Source organism: Paenibacillus sp. sgz302115, assembly GCF_056120445.1.
The window spans coordinates 41,206-56,777 of the sequence record NZ_JBVYOK010000031.1; the positions used below are offsets into that span (position 1 = coordinate 41,206).

The following is a 15,572-nucleotide window of genomic DNA, read 5'->3' on the forward strand; positions in this document are numbered from 1 at the left end:
GCAAAAAAGAGAGCGGGATTTCTCCCGCCCTACTCTCTTTTTACCTATAGCTTTAATTTACAAAATGATAGCAATTAATCCGCCCGAGCCTTCATTGATAATTCTTCCCAGCGTTTCCTGCAGCTTATAGCGGGCATTGTCCGGCATCATGGCGATTTTGCCCTGAATGCCCTCACGCACAATGGAGTGCAGGGAGCGGCCAAAAATATCGGATTCCCATATCTTGATCGGGTCGTTCTCGAAATCCTGCATCAGATACCGCATCAGCTCCTCGCTCTGCTTCTCCGTGCCGATGATCGGCGAGAATTCCGATTCCACATCTACGCGGATCATATGAATGGATGGCGCTGTAGCCTTCAGCCGGACCCCGAACCGTGCACCCTGGCGGATCAGCTCCGGCTCATCCAGCGCCATTTCGGCAAGCGACGGGGCAGCGATGCCGTAGCCTGTAGTTTTGACCATTTCCAGCGCTTCCGAGAAGCGGTCATATTCACGTTTGGCATGTGCGAATTCCTGCATCAACTGCAGCAGATGATCTTTGCCGCGGATTTCAACGCCGACAACCTCCATCAGAACCTGATCATACAGCTCTTCAGGCGCATACAGATCAATCTCTGCCACACCTTGGCCCATGTTCATTCCGCTGAGTCCTGCTCTATCAATAAAATCGTATTCCGTAAACTGGGAGACCAGCCGGTCAACATCGCGCAGCCGGCGGATATCCTTCACGGTATCACGGACGGAATTCTCATAGCTGCTGCGCAGCCAGTGATTCTCACCAAGCACCATCACCCAGCTCGGCAGATTCACGTTAACCTCATGAACCGGGAATTCATACAGTACTTCGCGCAGGACGCCAGTCACGTCCTCCTCAGTCATGCTCGCTGCACTGAGCGTCATTACCGGAATATCATATTTGGCGGCAAGCTCGCTGCGGAGCTGCTGCGCCTCTTCACTGCGCGGCCGGGTGGAGTTGATCACAAGCACAAACGGCTTGCCAACCTCCTTCAGCTCAGCGATGACCCGCTCTTCAGAATCCACATACGAATAACGCGGAATTTCAGCAATAGTGCCGTCTGTAGTCACAACCACACCCAGCGTGGAATGCTCCTGAATGACTTTTCGTGTGCCAATTTCTGCCGCTTCCTGGAATGGAATCGGCTCCTCAAACCAAGGTGTAGAGATCATGCGGGGACCATTTTCATCCTCATAGCCTTTTGCCCCCTCGACAGCATAACCTACACAATCGACCAGGCGGACGTTGACCTCCAGCCCTTCAGCGACCTTGATCTGCACCGCGTTGTTCGGCACAAATTTCGGTTCCGTTGTCATGATTGTTTTGCCTGCCGCGCTTTGCGGAAGCTCATCTACCGCTCTTACCCGGTCCGCCTCGCTCGTAATGTTCGGCAAGACGATGGTTTCCATGAAACGTTTGATGAATGTTGATTTCCCTGTGCGAACCGCGCCGACGACGCCAAGATAAATGTCTCCGCCGGTACGCTCGGCAATGTCCTTGAAAATATCCACTTTTTCCAAAAGAGATCCCCTCCTCATAGTACTCCGAAGAAAAAATGCCTGAAGAGCATCGACTTCGCGTTCCGCCGGCTATCTGACCCTTGCAGGACATCCACCGGACTTGACATTGCCCGCCAGGGAGCCTAGCCTGCCTTAAGGGCGGAACCTTCTGCCCCGAAGCTAAACTCCGAATGCTCGGACATGCATTTGGACTAGTATCATCATATGTATCCAGAACGGATTTATGACCCGCTACCCGCGCAATTCTATCGAAATTTCATAAAATCTGCCACTGCGCACCGCAGAGCGTCACGACGCCCGGAAGCCTTCTCAGCTAGCATATGAGGGAGGATCTGGGGATAGAACTTTCTTTTGGGAAGATAATGGATTTACTGCTGAGGGGGCTGGGGGACCGGCTGACCCCCTTGCCAAAGATAGAGCAAAGATTTCACCGGCACATAATAAGAGGCCTGCTCCAAGTAAAGCCGAAGGTCATCTCCTGCTTCAGGAGAGCCGCCGGTCTTGTCAATGGCGGCCATTATATCAAAACTATAATCGGCGTATACCGTACCGTTCTTGTCCATGATGAACTCCAGCGGCTGGCCGGAATAGATGCTGCTTAATGTGATGGAGCCTGTTCCTGCTTGCTTAGAATTAATAGCAAAGAGACCCGGATACAGTTCCTCCCCTTCAGGCAATCTTCCACCGTGCGCGGACTTATAGCGGTCCACCTGGCGCTGAACATCATTGACCTTCTGAACCGTAACCAGATCCATCAGTTTGACCAAGGGCGCCTGTTCTTCATCCAATACCAGAAAATTCGCACTGCCGCCCTTCTCAAAGGCAACCGCCGGAATTTCATCCAGATAACCTTTCTGATGCAGCTTCTCCAGATTGATAACGAATTTCTCATATCTTGGAGTAGCTTCATCCGCATTAAGTATTGGCAGCAGCCCTTCCTCCCGCTGGTAATCGTCCACAGCAGCTTGGACACGCTTCACACTTTCGCGGTAATTGCTTCCTGACTGCTTTTGTGCATCGGGATACATGCAGCCTGAGAGGGAGCATGACAGAAGAATTAACACAACCAGCATAGCCGAACGCCATTTCATTTCCAGGTTCTTCACCCTCCTGATGCAGCTCATTAAGCCCGCCTCCCTCCGCTTATTACAGCAGCCACCAGCAGTATTAGCTACCACAGCTCGTCTTCTTCCCCGCGCTTTGCCGCTTCCAGCCTGCGCCGTACAGCGGCCTTAAGCGGATCTTCCGGGATATGAACGGTCACATCATTCCATACAGCAGCTTGACAGGCCAGACGAACTCCCTCTGCCAGCAAACCGCCCAGCTTACGCCGCTCAGCATCCTCTGGAGGCCTTAAAGCCGCAGCACAGCCATCTTCCACTTTTATTTTGCACATCAGACAGCCTGCCTTGCCACCGCAACGGGTGGTCAGAGCCACACCGGCTTTGCGAGAGGCTTCCAGCAGCGAGCTTCCGTGCTTAACTACAGCCCTACGCCCGCCCGGCTGAAAGGTAACCGTCCATCCCTTTTGCGTTTTCATGACGCAGCTTCCTTCCTTGGGCCTATGTTCTGCCCCTCTGCCAGAAATTAATGTAAATGCTTACATGATCGAAGCCGCTCCGCTTAGCAGACCGATTAACATAACGAGGAAAGCAACAACGGACAATACCGCTCTTAACAGGCCTTTCGTCTTGCTGCGTGCAAAGGTAATCAGAAACACAGACAATCCCATAATCAGAATCGCAATCAAAGACAACCACATCTTCGTCATCGGGTCCATGTTAGAGCTCCCCCTGTTCAGCCAATTGGATTGCGATCATTATAGCATGAATTTTATCCTTTTCAGCCAGAAATAGCATCATTGCAACGAAAAAAAGAGCAAACATTCACGGAATCTGGGGGACTCCGGAACCTTTGCTCTTTGCACCGCGAAAACTCACACTATTTTTTCAGCATCATTTTCATTAATGACTCCATTGTGCCTGTGTTGGCGCCGCCTTTTTTGACCGCGTTGACAATTTCCTGCACAGTAGCTTCACTGACCGGTACTTTCGCCATTGATGATACCTGCTTGATTAACTGGCGGAGCTGGGCTTCATTCTGCGTTGTTCCCGGCTTGACCGTAGCGGCCAGCTTTTTGACGGCACCTTCCGTAATGTTCTTGCCCGCCTTTTTGTTGATGGCGTTCAATGCATCCTTGGAAAAATTTCTGCTCACTTTTCATCCCTCCTCCGTCAATCCCCTTACAACATATGAGAATTTCCGGAAAAAGGTGAACATTCATCAGGAATGCCACTGCTCCCAAGTTTCCTGGGAAATGGCTTCCATCTCTGTCTTGCGGTCACGCCCCATCAAGGCTTCAACCGCTCTGCGCGGCGATCTGCCTTTGAACAGCACATGATAAATCTGATCCGTAATCGGCATCTGCACATTCAGCTTCAGCGAAATGGCGTAGGCCGCTTCCGTTGTGCGGATTCCTTCAACCACCATTCCCATGGAGTCCAGCACCTCAGCCAGCGGCTTGCCTTGACCCAGCATCGAGCCGGCTCGCCAGTTGCGGCTGTGCTTGCTGGTTGCGGTTACAACCAGGTCTCCTAGTCCGGCCAATCCTGCAAAGGTTAGCGGGTTCGCGCCAAGCTCCACACCAACGCGGGAAATCTCGGCCAAGCCCCGGGTGAGCAGCGCAGCCTTCGCATTATCACCGAAGCCCAGACCGTCAGACAATCCGGCACCGAGGGCGATAATGTTCTTCAGCGCTCCGGCCAGCTCCACACCAACCTGATCCCGATTGGTATACACGCGGAAATCATTGTTAATGAACAGCTCCTGCGCCGCTCCCGAACGAACATCATCCGGCGAGGCCACAACGACTGTAGTCGGACACAGACGCACCACTTCTTCAGCATGGCTGGGCCCGGAGAGCACAACTATTTCCCCTTCAGTGCAGCCAAGCTCCTCGGCAATAACCGTTGACATCCGCTTCATCGTCTCAGTCTCGAATCCCTTGGTGGCATGTATGCAGAGCATATTTTCCTTCCAGAACGGCTTGAGGCTGCGGGCTACCTCCCGCATTGCGGAAGATGGCGCCACAATGACAACGGCCTTGGACCCTGCAACAGCTGCTTCCATATCCGTGGTGGCTACAATATTCGCAGGCAAGATCACACCCGGCAGAAAATGTTCATTGGTATGCGAGGTATTAATCTCAGCAGCTTGTTCGGGCTTCCGTGTCCATAGATAAACTTCCGAGTGGTTAGCCGCCAGCACTGTAGCCAGCGCGGTTCCCCAACTGCCCGCGACCAGCACGGTTACTTTATCAGACAACGCGGTTCCCCTCCTTGGCCTTTGAGCCTATTTTATTCTCCCGGCCTTCGATGATCTTCACAATGTTGCTCCGGTGCCGCCAAAAGGCAAAAATGGCAATAACAATACTGCCCCACAGCTCAGGCGCAGTAAACCCGGAAAAGATCAGGAACACCGGAGTCAGTGCCACGAACAGGAGCGAGCCCAGGGAGACATATTTCGTTATCACAATAGACACAATGGCAATGATGCCAGCAATCAGCGCAGGCCAAAAACAGAGCGTAGCCATAACACCAATCGTGGTCGCTATACCTTTACCTCCGCGAAAGTGGAAATATAGCGGCCAGTTGTGCCCGATAATGGCAGCAATACCGCAGGCAACAGCCACCCACGTCCCCCAGCCGCCGGCCCAGGTTCCGAGCCAGACTGCGGCAATTCCCTTCAGTACGTCCAGAGCCAGCACCATAATGGCCGGCCCTTTTCCCATTACGCGCAGTGTGTTGGTAGCTCCGGCATTTCCGCTTCCATATTGGCGGATATCAACACCTTTGAGAAGCCGGACCAGCAAAACACTGAAGCTGACAGAGCCAAGCAGATAGCTTACAACGATAACCAGAAGTTCAAACCCCACTGATCTTCTCCCCTAACCTTCGTTTTCGGATTTGCGCCGTGTAAACAGACGAATTGGTGTGCCTTCGAAATCGAACGCTGCACGGATCTTATTCTCCAAATACCGTTCATAGGAGAAATGCATCAGCGAAGGGTCATTAACGAACACCACAATCGTAGGCGGCTTGACGGCAACCTGCGTCACATAGTTAATCCGCAGGCGGCGCCCTTTATCCGTTGGCGGAGGGTTGATCGCGACTGCATCGGATACCACATCATTCACCAGATGTGTCGTAATGCGCAGCGCATGCTGCTGAGCCACATGCTGAACAACCGGCAGCAGCTTCTGCAAGCGCTGTTTCGTGAGTGCAGACAAGAACACTACCGGAGCATAGGTCATGAACAGGAAGTGGTCGCGGATCGTGTTCTCGAAGTTCTGCATCGTCTTGTCATCCTTCTCGACGGCATCCCATTTATTCACCACAAATATCGAAGCCTTGCCTGCGTCATGGGCATAACCGGCAATGTGTTTGTCCTGGTCGATAATGCCTTCCTCACCGTTAATCACAACAAGCACAACATCGGCTCTCTCAATCGCACGCATGGCCCGCATAACGCTGTACTTCTCTGTAGTTTCATATACCTTGCCGCGCTTGCGCATTCCCGCAGTATCAATCAATACATAACGTTGTCCATCCCGTTCAAAAGGCGTATCAATAGCATCGCGCGTAGTACCGGCGACATCGCTGACAATTACGCGTTCTTCCCCCAAAATAGCATTGACCAGGGAAGATTTGCCTACATTCGGACGGCCAATCAGAGCCACGCGAATGACATCATCATCATATTCATCGTCAAGCTTCTCCGGCAGACGTTCAGTTACCGCATCCAGAAGATCGCCGATGCCCGTGCCATGACTGCCGGAAATGCCGATAGGATCACCGATTCCGAGACTGTAAAATTCATAAATATCTTCTGCCCGTTTCATGTTGTCCACTTTATTGATCGCCAGAACGATGGGCTTGCCGGAGCGGAAAAGAATTTGCGCTACCTCTTCATCTGCATTCGTAAGTCCGCTCTTCGCTTCACACATAAAAACGATGACATCCGCTTCCTCAATCGCCAGCTCCGCCTGAACGCGGATTGACTTCAGAATCGCATCTTCACCGTCAATTTCAATCCCTCCGGTATCAATCACACTGAAGGATTTGCCGTTCCAATCAGAAACGCCATAGATCCGGTCACGTGTAATCCCCGGTTTATCTTCTACAATGGCCAGTCTATCTCCGATCAGCCTGTTAAATATCGTCGATTTACCGACGTTAGGCCTCCCAACAATGGCCACAACGGGTCTTGCCATATTCATTCCTCCTGTCCTTCTTACGTTTCTCATCATAGCAAAAAACCATGAAATTGGCTAACACCCTTACAGGACGGCCGCTCTAAAGCAACTCTCTGTAAAAGACAATCGGCGAACCCCCGTATCGAGGGTTCGCCGATTACTTTACCCATTAATGAGTGTAAATACAAAGGGATTAGTTATTACCCTTGAATTTGTCCAGCTTGTCGCCGAAACGTTCAGCAAGGGTGAAGCTGAGTCCTTCATTGCTGAGCGACACGTTAGGATTGTTCAGCACTTCTTTTGGTGCTTTGTCTCTGTTGTTGGTGCGTTCTGGTCTAGCCACAGGAGCCGGAGCTTCTTCGGTTTCCTTGATGCTCAGGCTAACGCGCTTCTCGGACGGATTGAAGTCCAGAACCTTAACCTGTACCTCTTGGCCTTCCTTAAGCACTTCATGCGGAGTGCCGATGTGCTTGTGGGAAATTTGCGAGATATGCACAAGGCCTTCCACGCCTGGAAGCAGTTCAACGAAGGCGCCGAAGTTCACAAGGCGTTTAACTTCGCCTGTAACTATATCACCGATGTTGATTTTGCCGGCTGCAGAGTCCCAAGGACCTGGAGCAGCAGCTTTGATGCTGAGGCTGATTTTTCCTTTTTCAGGGTCAACCTTAAGTACTTTTACGCGAACCTTATCGCCTTCAGAAACTACATCGGAAGGTTTGTCAACGTGAGTCCAAGCGATTTCGGATACGTGAACCAGACCGTCAACGCCGCCAACATCTACAAATGCGCCGAATTGAGTCAGACGTTGCACAGTACCTTCGATGATTTGTCCTTCGGACAGCTCAGACATAATCTTCTGCTTGTTAGCTTCAAATTCTTCTTCCAGCACTTCTTTGGCGGAAAGAATGACCTTGCTGTTCTCGCGGTCGAGTTCTTTCACTTTCACACGCAATGTGCGGCCTTTGTAGTCGCTGAAATCTTCAACGAAATGACGTTCAACCATGGAAGCTGGAATAAATCCGCGCGCGCCAACATCAGCCACGAGGCCGCCTTTGACAACGTCAGCCACAGTAACTTCAATCACTTCTTGGGAAGCAAAGTATTTCTCAAGATCTTCCCATGATTTTTCGCTGTCGATTGCACGTTTGGAAAGCACCAGGCTTTCCTTGTTGTCGTTGATGCTGACAACCTTGCATTCCACTTCTTGTCCAACTTCAACCGCTGCTGCAGCGTTGTCCAGTTGAACGGAAGACAATTCGCGAATCGGAATCACGCCGTCGTATTTATATCCAATGCTTACATAAGCTTGGTTATCTTCGATTTTGACGATTGTTCCTTTCACGGTATCGCCTTTTTTCAGAGAAATGATTTCCAAACCTTCTTGGCTAGTCACTTCCTCTTCGCTACTGGCAACTGCTTCTGCTGCGGTTTCCACAGCTTCCACGGCTTCATTGTTGTCAACATTTGCCGCAGCTTCCTGATTTCTAGTTTCTTCAGACATGTGATTACCCTCCTCGATTCAAAACCCCATTTATTTAAACCCGCGTAGAGCAGAGTTCAAAACAAGCATTGCTTAATAATACCACTTGCACTTTCAGGTTAGTATGTTCCAAAAAATAGCGATTATGCCATTATATAATCAGCGGAACATCCGCCTGTCTGCCATTGCTTAGTTCGCAGTAGGCTTTCCAGTCTTCATCATCTCATGAATACGTCCCATAATAACATCGGTAACTTCATCAAGAGAGTCGCTCCCCGCGCCGTCAAACGAGCTGAGATCTATGGGAGCCCCATAAATAACGGTCATCCGGCGAAAAGGCTTGTAAGACCCGACAATAGCGGCCGGAACAACTGCTGCGCCGCTGCGAAGCGCAAAACTTGCTGCGCCCTTCTTGGCCACACCGGAATCTGAGTTGCGCGTTCCTTCCGGAAAGATGCCCATAACATGTCCGCCGCGAAGCGTATTAAGGGCTGTTTTGATGGATTCCTTGCTTACACCGCCACGTTTGACAGGAAAAGCGCCCAGCTTGTTAATGAGCCAGCCCAGCACAGGAACATTGAACAGTTCCGCCTTGGCCATATACTTGACCTGGCGTTTCAGTTTGATTCCGATGGTCATCGGATCAAGCAGACTGATGTGATTGGCGCACAGCAGCACTCCGCCCTCCTTCGGCACATTTTCTCCCCCTATGATCTTAAGCGGAAACAAAACGGCATAAATCAAGCGAAGCAATCCAACGCAAATGGCATAAATCATAAAGGATTTCTCTCCCCGTAAACATGAGATCTGCAGTGGGAGACTATAGCTTCCACGGCTTGCTGGATATCCATATGCGTCGTATCCAGAAGAATGGCATCCTCTGCACGGCGCAGCGGTGAAATCTCCCGTCCTTCATCGAGACGGTCCCGCGCGGCAATATCACGTTCAAGCTGCTGGAGCGTCACTGTTTCCGCATCTTTCAGTTCCTTGTAACGGCGAAGAGCCCGCTCTTCCACGCTTGCCGTCATGAATATCTTCACTTCGGCATCCGGCAGCACGGTCGTACCGATATCGCGGCCATCCATTACTACCCCCTTGCGGAGCGCCATTTGACGCTGCAAATGACTCAGTCTGGATCTTACGCCTTCAATCTTCGAATACTGCGACACCTGGCCGCTGACCTGTAGACTGCGGATATGTGGAGTGACGTCCTCCCCATTAATCAGCACCTTCTGCACATCCTGCTCCGGAATAAGCTCAATCACCATATCGCGGACCCTTTGATCCACCTGTTCATGATCTTCAGCCGGTATGCCTTCACGGATCATATACCAGGTAATTGCCCGGTACATTGCACCCGTATCAACATAAATGTAAGACAGCTTTTGGGCTACCAATCGGGCTACAGTGCTCTTGCCTGCCCCGGCAGGTCCGTCGATGGCGACGTTAATTCTGTCGTAAGTATGTGTCCCCTGCCTATCCAACGGGGCATTCCTCCTCAAAACACCTAGACTTGCTGATATTATCAAGAAAAAAGCAGGCATTGCCTGCGACTTATAAAATTATACCACAGTTTAGAACTCAGTGCAAAAGCGCACAGAGTTATTTATACAGAAAAAAGTGTCTATTTATGCCTTTTCAGCGGTTGCGGAAATCAAACTGGCGCTCGAAGCAGTAACGGATTATTTTTTGCCGCTCGGTATCGGAAATTTCTGCGAACTTCAGCATTACAAGACTGCGGCCGTTCTCAAGCTTCTTAATCCGCACAATCTCACCCTCAAAGCTCGCGTGCTCGGTGCTGCCGTTGCGGTAATTAATGAGCACCCAGCAAGACAGCTTCTCCCCCACCTTCATGCTCGTCTTGGCATCGCTGAGGAACGATGTGCCTCCACCGCCAATATCCTCTGTGTGCACCAAAAAGCGGCCTCCCAGAGAATCCTTCACTGCCAGCTCAAGCTCGGCATTCACACGCAAAAAGCTGCGGCGCTGAATTTTGAAAATTGCGTCCTTCTCCGGCTTGCGGACCCGGACCATACGGATAACATCTTCCTTAAAGCCGATCACATGCGTATTGAAATAATTTTTGATTCCGCCTTCTGTAAGAAAATACACGGAGAGCTCGTCCCCGATAAACAGCTTTTTCAGCCGCCCGCTGCTTTCCTGCATGGGGATTTCAATAAGAAAAGCGTCATCCTCTGTCTCTGCAATTCTCGATCTATATTCTACTTCGGCCTCAGCGGCATCGCTTGAAGCAACTTGTATGTATAGATATTCGTTGATTTTGGGATACAAACATGTCACCGCCACTTGATTAGTAATATATGCTAGAGCTAATTATAGCATGGAGGCCCGGCACCCGGTGAGAAAATATTATTCTGTGCAAGCAAGCATACAACAAAAAAAGGGTATCCCTGTGGAACACCCTCCTTTTCCAGCTATATCCTGAAGCCCGGCCGTATTTATTTATTCTGGGCCCCTGAAGACGTTCTGACTTGTTCGACAGCTTCTTCAGTTCCGTCTTTAGCATTCAAATATATCCGGTATTGCGCGCCGTTGATTCTGCCTCCGAACTCATAAGTCAGCATTTCCTCGGCATTGTCATTTTTGATCCAGGCAAGCCGGTTGTACAGCTCTTTGAATTCTGGATTGAGTTTTTTTCTGGCAGCGGCCAGAGACAGCACCGGCTTCGGAATCTGCCGTTTCTCCTGACGCTCGCGGACATAGTCACTGGCCTGGAAGCCGGTTGGATCACCGGTATCCAGCCCGACACGCACCGTTAATTTCTCCGGATAGATCAGCACGCCGTTCTTGCTCGTTACAAAGGTCAAATTGCCCAGATTATCGTATCTGTCAGCGCTGACCGCCGTCATGCCGGGATATCCCTTCTTCTTCAGGAATTCCCCCGCCTTCACAACAGCCTGCTTCATCGTGACCTTAGCCGGCCCGACTTCACGGTTGTCATTATAGGAGATCAGCAGTCCGCCCTCTACCGTAAAATCCATACTGATCTGATGCTTATGGTTCTGGCTGGTTACAGTGGCGGTATAAGAAGCCCATTCAGTCCCCTTGCCGTTCTCCCTGATTTCTACACTTGCATTTCCGCCGAGATCGGCGAACTTGATCGCTTTACGCTTCACATCTTCCACAGTAACAGGCTTGCCGCCCAGCTTTTTCACAGACCGCTTGTCATAAATACTGGCTACGGAAGGTCCGTAATCCAGCTCGGGATAGGCTGCAACCCGTTTATCCACTGTTTTGAAGCCGTCGATAATGGTGTTGTCCTCTGCCTTCTCCTCAGTCGCGAGCGCCGACTCTACATCCATCCAGCGTAGCCGGTTGCTGATGACCTTGTGCTGAACCTCCTGCAGATCCTTGGAAATTTCACCGGAGTTTTTGTAGAGTGCCTTCAAATTGCCCATTTCGTTTGCGGTCAAAGGTTTTTTGGTGAAATCGCGCACCGCCGCTTTGTAGGAAAAGTTAGAAATTTTGGAGAGGAACTCCTCAGTCTTGCTGAATGGCAGCAGGGTAAGCGGGAGCTGGTTAATTTCATTCTGTGCTTCGCTCGTCAGCCGCCATACGTTAACCAGTCCTTTCCGGTGCATCCCACTGGAACCGGAATGCACCGCCAGGGTATTTCCAAGCTCTCCATGAAGCCGCTCCACGTGATAAGAGAGGTCATGAAAAGCCCGCTGGTACTGGTTCTCCGCCTTAATCAGAATTGAATTTTTCTCCTGGTTCTCCTGATACCCCCAGAGCAGCGCTCCGACAAGCAGCAGAGCAGTGAGCGGGAACATTATGGCACTTAATCTTCTGTACATAGGGCCGCAAGACTCCTTTCGGTAGCTTATTGCCGTTAGTTTGACAATAACTGAGAAGTCTTATGCACCGGACCGGCCAGCAAAATAAAAAAGAACGTTTCAGAAGCAGCCGCCTCATGCCCGTTCTTCAATCTCAAAGCCGCTGCTGCTGTTGCACAGACATTGCTTAAAGCCTGTTTGAATGACTCCCTGCTCCTTGTTTCCTCTCAAAATGTAGCTTTCGCCGCACTGCTTGCAGATAATCCGTACTTTTACACGCAAAAAAAAGACACCTCGCTCTTTTCTGGAATTCCTTGCTACGGAACTGCCCTTCAAGAATAAGTGTGTCCATCTCTGTTATAGCTTAACCTCTTCTTCACGCTTCAGGAAGCGGAACGGGGAACGGCTGTTGGCCAGCTTCACCTTTCCCATGCCTCCATACCATAATAAAGCCATCAAAGGCACAATAAACCAGATCCAGTAATTGGCCATAGTCGTAAGGATGAAGTCATAGATTCCATGCCACAGCCACGGCAGCAGAAGGGAAATAAGCAGAATCCCCCTTGTCTTGACGCCGCCCGAAAACTTGGCCCTGCCCATGTGATATCCCATAATTACACCAAACATCGCATGTCCCGATACCGGAAGAAGCGCCCTAACGAACATAGTGCCTATTGAAGCATGGCTGTACCAGGCATACATTACATTTTCTATTGTTGCGAAGCCGAGCGAAATCGCCACGGCGTATAGTATCCCATCATATGGCTCGTCAAATTCGGTATGATTGTAAATCATATGGTACAGCACAAACCACTTCAGACATTCTTCCACACCAGAGGAGATGAGGAATGAATCCACATAAGGTCCGCCGTTCAAGCCAAGCGTAAGACCCCTTTGGATAATCATTACAGGAAAAACTATCAGCAGGCCAAGCAAAAATACCTTAATGACCATATGGAGCGGTTCCTGATCGTACTTGTCCTTCAGATAGAAAAAAGTCAGCAGCGCAAGTCCCGGTGCCACTGCTGACGTAATTACCGATAACAAAAGCACCGAATATCCTCCCCGCCTTAACTTTTTAATATGGAAAAAACGAGGATAGGCGCAAGGAATTCACACTTCCAGGGCCTACCCCTGCCGTCATTGCTGGCGTTTGAAATGAGTGCATATCAGTTCAATTGCATTCTCCGGCATTACTGTCTTGCCGTATTCCGACAGAACAGCTTCAGTGACCGGAGATGAATCTCCGAACTCGGAGAGCACTCCAACCAGGCCGGACAAAACGGATTCCTCAAATTCCTTCGGATCGAAGTAGAGATACCATATATCATTATAAGAATACAGCTTTCCTTGAGAAGTAATGTTGCCGATGAGCACATGTGCCGCTTCAACCAGAGCTTCAAAATCGCGGAATGCATATACAATGGAGTCGCTTTGTTCGAGAGTAACTTCCATTTCATAAATCTCTTCAGGCAATTCTTCTTCCCCGGATGCACCGTACTGATGGTGATCATATTTTCCCCGAGTCACTATAACGACCATACCTTGTGCTGGCAAAGCGAATACTTCCACGGCAAGCGGACCGGTAGCATCGAACCCAAGTTCACTGTACGCCTGGTCCATCATTTCCGTAAACAAGTCATGCACCTTGGGAACTTCCTGCCACATGTCTTCCTTCTGGATGCCTCGCTCGCTCAGGTCGTCAAAAGTGAGGAAAATCCGTATCTTATCTTGACTTAATCGCTCTATTCTCATGACAGGATCCTCCTTTTGCAAGCTCATTTATTATAATGTATGATGAGTCCCGAGTAATGAGCCAAAAATGGTTACTATGTATGTATGTTATCATTTTGCCACGGCAAATGCACGTAAATAAAAAATAATTCTTGAACGGTTTGTTGCTGCTAGAAAAAGAATCATTTTGCGGACATACATCCCCAAAATGATTCTTCGCAGCATATAGCGGTTACAGCCCCGGTATGACGGTATGGGTATCCTTGAGAATCTGCTCGACCTCTTGCTTCACATCAGGATTGCTGCGGATGAAATCCTTCAGCATTTTGAGATTGGACTCCTTGGATTTAACCGGAGACTCCTCCTTGTGCTCGTCATGGCCATGCGAGGCATGTGCGCTGTGATCATGCTCCGCTCCTGTTGCTGTGCTCCCAAATCCGGTCTTGGCCATGCCTATAATTTTGTCCTTCGCTTTTTCCCCGGCCCCGCACATCGCATCATTCGACCGGAGCAGTGAGGACATCATGGCACTTCGTTTTTTGGACATCATCATGCCGGCAGCCGCACCCAGCAGCATTCCGCATAAAAATGACGAAGTATTCATAACTCTAACCTCCTTGTATGGTAAAATCATGCTTAGTGTTCGCGGAAAGATTCCGGCTCATGCAGTCAAACAACAAGAAAGCGAGATGAAAAAAGTGGGTAAAGCTACATCAGCGCTGCTGCTCGCTGCACTGCTGCTGACAGCCTGCAGCAACAGCGGCGATAGCAAAAATGCAGGGGCTGCCGGCACAGAACAGCCTGCCGCAACTGCTACGCAAACGGCAACAGCAGCCCCTGCGGTACAGGAAAGCACAAGTCCCGAAGCCAGTGCTTCACCTGAAGCGTCACCTTCCAGCACTCCTGGTACGGACGGGAAGGCAGCCGGAAACAACGCCGCCTCTGCAGAAGTTCCGCTCCTGTACCATATGAACAAAAATTATGACGTTATCCCGAATGAAGCCAGTACCAACAAAAAAGTCATCCTGCTTACCTTCGACGACGGTCCAAAGGATGCAGACATGATCAATCCGCTGATGGATACGCTGGATAAGCATCACGCGAAGGCCATCTTCTTCGTGAACGGCTACCGGGTGAAGGAGCATCCCGAGCTGCTTAAGCTCATTCATTCCCGCGGCGGAATTATCGGCAATCACAGTTGGGATCATATTGTGCTTAAAGGCAAGTCCTACACCGAAGTGAAAAAGCAGATCGAGGACGTACAGAATATCGTAAAAGAAGTTACCGGCGAAACCCCGCAGTTTTTCCGTCCGCCGCATGGCGCTGGCGGTGATGTCGGCAAAAAGGTTGCCGCCGAGAACAACCTGCTCTATATGACCTGGTCCGTAGGCTCGCTCGACTGGCAAATGAAGGAGAAGGAAAGCGGCAAAACAGCGAAGATGATTAAGAATGTAACCGATCAGCTTCACTCCGGAAGCAACATTTTGATGCATGAGCTGCCTTGGACTGTAGAGGCGCTCGATACACTGCTTACTACGCTGGAAGGCAAAGGCTACAGCTTTGTCGATCCGCGCAGCATCGAGTTGAAAGCTCGTTAAGCGGCGAATAAGCGCCCGCTGATTCGAAGGCGCAATCGAGTAGGAGGGGGCGGTAGGCCCCCGTCCTCTCACACCACCGTACATGCGGGTCCGCATACGGCGGTTCCAAAAGTTAACAAAGCTCCAGATAACGTGAAAGCAAACTTTTCAGCCCTCTCGCTTCCCAGTAGGAA

The 15,572-nt window shown here is 50.4% G+C and carries 18 protein-coding genes; 1 reads left to right on the plus strand and 17 read right to left on the minus strand.

Going from position 1 to position 15,572, the window contains the following annotated elements:
* Positions 1–57: 57 nt before the first annotated feature.
* From spoIVA to AC0LWN_RS30260, 17 genes are all read right to left on the minus strand, one after another.
* Positions 58–1,536 carry a stage IV sporulation protein A gene (gene spoIVA / locus AC0LWN_RS30180; protein ID WP_458964269.1) on the minus strand — a complete coding sequence of 493 codons (1,479 nt, stop codon included), beginning with the start codon at positions 1,534–1,536 and terminating at the stop codon, positions 58–60.
* Between the two features lie 368 nt (positions 1,537–1,904).
* Positions 1,905–2,660, minus strand: coding sequence for a DUF3939 domain-containing protein (locus tag AC0LWN_RS30185; protein ID WP_474671913.1), 756 nt, complete (start codon positions 2,658–2,660; stop codon positions 1,905–1,907).
* A 47-nt stretch (positions 2,661–2,707) separates the two neighbouring features.
* Positions 2,708–3,076: a 2Fe-2S iron-sulfur cluster-binding protein gene (locus tag AC0LWN_RS30190; protein WP_474671915.1), complete on the minus strand. Its 369-nt coding sequence runs from the start codon at positions 3,074–3,076 to the stop codon at positions 2,708–2,710.
* Positions 3,077–3,136: 60 nt separating this feature from the next.
* A complete protein-coding gene (locus AC0LWN_RS30195) occupies positions 3,137–3,316 on the minus strand; it encodes a DUF2768 family protein (RefSeq protein ID WP_458964266.1) in 180 nt (59 codons plus the stop codon).
* Between the two features lie 161 nt (positions 3,317–3,477).
* On the minus strand, positions 3,478–3,753 hold the full coding sequence (locus tag AC0LWN_RS30200; protein WP_474671917.1) for a stage VI sporulation protein F: 276 nt from the start codon (positions 3,751–3,753) through the stop codon (positions 3,478–3,480).
* A 66-nt stretch (positions 3,754–3,819) separates the two neighbouring features.
* Positions 3,820–4,860, minus strand: a complete 1,041-nt coding sequence (locus AC0LWN_RS30205; RefSeq protein WP_474671919.1) for an NAD(P)H-dependent glycerol-3-phosphate dehydrogenase — start codon at positions 4,858–4,860, stop codon at positions 3,820–3,822.
* Positions 4,853–5,470, minus strand: a complete 618-nt coding sequence (gene plsY, locus AC0LWN_RS30210; RefSeq protein ID WP_474671921.1) for a glycerol-3-phosphate 1-O-acyltransferase PlsY — start codon at positions 5,468–5,470, stop codon at positions 4,853–4,855. Before plsY ends, AC0LWN_RS30205 begins: the two co-directional genes overlap by 8 nt.
* Before the next feature lie 12 nt (positions 5,471–5,482).
* Entirely contained in the window at positions 5,483–6,808 is a 1,326-nt protein-coding gene (gene der / locus AC0LWN_RS30215; RefSeq protein WP_474671923.1) for a ribosome biogenesis GTPase Der, read from the minus strand.
* A gap of 175 nt (positions 6,809–6,983) precedes the next feature.
* Positions 6,984–8,291 carry a 30S ribosomal protein S1 gene (rpsA, locus tag AC0LWN_RS30220; RefSeq protein ID WP_458964261.1) on the minus strand — a complete coding sequence of 436 codons (1,308 nt, stop codon included), beginning with the start codon at positions 8,289–8,291 and terminating at the stop codon, positions 6,984–6,986.
* Between the two features lie 168 nt (positions 8,292–8,459).
* Positions 8,460–9,047 (minus strand): lysophospholipid acyltransferase family protein, encoded by a 588-nt coding sequence (locus tag AC0LWN_RS30225; protein WP_474671925.1) that lies wholly within the window; start codon positions 9,045–9,047, stop codon positions 8,460–8,462.
* Positions 9,044–9,754 carry a (d)CMP kinase gene (cmk, locus tag AC0LWN_RS30230; RefSeq protein WP_474671927.1) on the minus strand — a complete coding sequence of 237 codons (711 nt, stop codon included), beginning with the start codon at positions 9,752–9,754 and terminating at the stop codon, positions 9,044–9,046. The genes AC0LWN_RS30225 and cmk overlap by 4 nt, the downstream gene beginning before the upstream one ends.
* A 154-nt stretch (positions 9,755–9,908) precedes the next feature.
* On the minus strand, positions 9,909–10,562 hold the full coding sequence (locus AC0LWN_RS30235) for a flagellar brake protein (RefSeq protein WP_474671929.1): 654 nt from the start codon (positions 10,560–10,562) through the stop codon (positions 9,909–9,911).
* A 167-nt stretch (positions 10,563–10,729) separates the two neighbouring features.
* On the minus strand, positions 10,730–12,088 hold the full coding sequence (gene ypeB, locus AC0LWN_RS30240; RefSeq protein ID WP_474671931.1) for a germination protein YpeB: 1,359 nt from the start codon (positions 12,086–12,088) through the stop codon (positions 10,730–10,732).
* Between the two features lie 114 nt (positions 12,089–12,202).
* Complete coding sequence (locus tag AC0LWN_RS30245; RefSeq protein WP_458964256.1) at positions 12,203–12,349, minus strand: hypothetical protein; 147 nt, start codon at positions 12,347–12,349, stop codon at positions 12,203–12,205.
* A 75-nt stretch (positions 12,350–12,424) separates the two neighbouring features.
* Positions 12,425–13,120, minus strand: coding sequence for a glutamic-type intramembrane protease PrsW (gene prsW, locus AC0LWN_RS30250; RefSeq protein ID WP_474671933.1), 696 nt, complete (start codon positions 13,118–13,120; stop codon positions 12,425–12,427).
* Between the two features lie 87 nt (positions 13,121–13,207).
* On the minus strand, positions 13,208–13,822 hold the full coding sequence (locus AC0LWN_RS30255; protein ID WP_458964254.1) for a genetic competence negative regulator: 615 nt from the start codon (positions 13,820–13,822) through the stop codon (positions 13,208–13,210).
* A gap of 211 nt (positions 13,823–14,033) precedes the next feature.
* Positions 14,034–14,405, minus strand: coding sequence for a hypothetical protein (locus AC0LWN_RS30260; RefSeq protein ID WP_474671935.1), 372 nt, complete (start codon positions 14,403–14,405; stop codon positions 14,034–14,036).
* 94 nt (positions 14,406–14,499) lie between these two features.
* On the opposite strand from AC0LWN_RS30260, the gene AC0LWN_RS30265 reads away from it, so the two are divergent.
* Positions 14,500–15,399: a polysaccharide deacetylase family protein gene (locus tag AC0LWN_RS30265; protein ID WP_474671938.1), complete on the plus strand. Its 900-nt coding sequence runs from the start codon at positions 14,500–14,502 to the stop codon at positions 15,397–15,399.
* Positions 15,400–15,572: the final 173 nt, after the last annotated feature.

What these genes read in the sequence shown, in the direction of transcription:
- AC0LWN_RS30185 (WP_474671913.1), bottom strand. Translation starts at nt 2,660, where the DNA reads ATGAGCTGCATCAGGAGGGTGAAGAACCTGGAAATGAAATGGCGTTCG.
- AC0LWN_RS30190 (WP_474671915.1), bottom strand. Translation starts at nt 3,076, where the DNA reads ATGAAAACGCAAAAGGGATGGACGGTTACCTTTCAGCCGGGCGGGCGT.
- AC0LWN_RS30195 (WP_458964266.1), bottom strand. Translation starts at nt 3,316, where the DNA reads ATGGACCCGATGACGAAGATGTGGTTGTCTTTGATTGCGATTCTGATT.
- der (WP_474671923.1), bottom strand. Translation starts at nt 6,808, where the DNA reads ATGGCAAGACCCGTTGTGGCCATTGTTGGGAGGCCTAACGTCGGTAAA.
- rpsA (WP_458964261.1), bottom strand. Translation starts at nt 8,291, where the DNA reads ATGTCTGAAGAAACTAGAAATCAGGAAGCTGCGGCAAATGTTGACAAC.
- AC0LWN_RS30225 (WP_474671925.1), bottom strand. Translation starts at nt 9,047, where the DNA reads ATGATTTATGCCATTTGCGTTGGATTGCTTCGCTTGATTTATGCCGTT.
- ypeB (WP_474671931.1), bottom strand. Translation starts at nt 12,088, where the DNA reads ATGTACAGAAGATTAAGTGCCATAATGTTCCCGCTCACTGCTCTGCTG.
- AC0LWN_RS30255 (WP_458964254.1), bottom strand. Translation starts at nt 13,822, where the DNA reads ATGAGAATAGAGCGATTAAGTCAAGATAAGATACGGATTTTCCTCACT.
- AC0LWN_RS30260 (WP_474671935.1), bottom strand. Translation starts at nt 14,405, where the DNA reads ATGAATACTTCGTCATTTTTATGCGGAATGCTGCTGGGTGCGGCTGCC.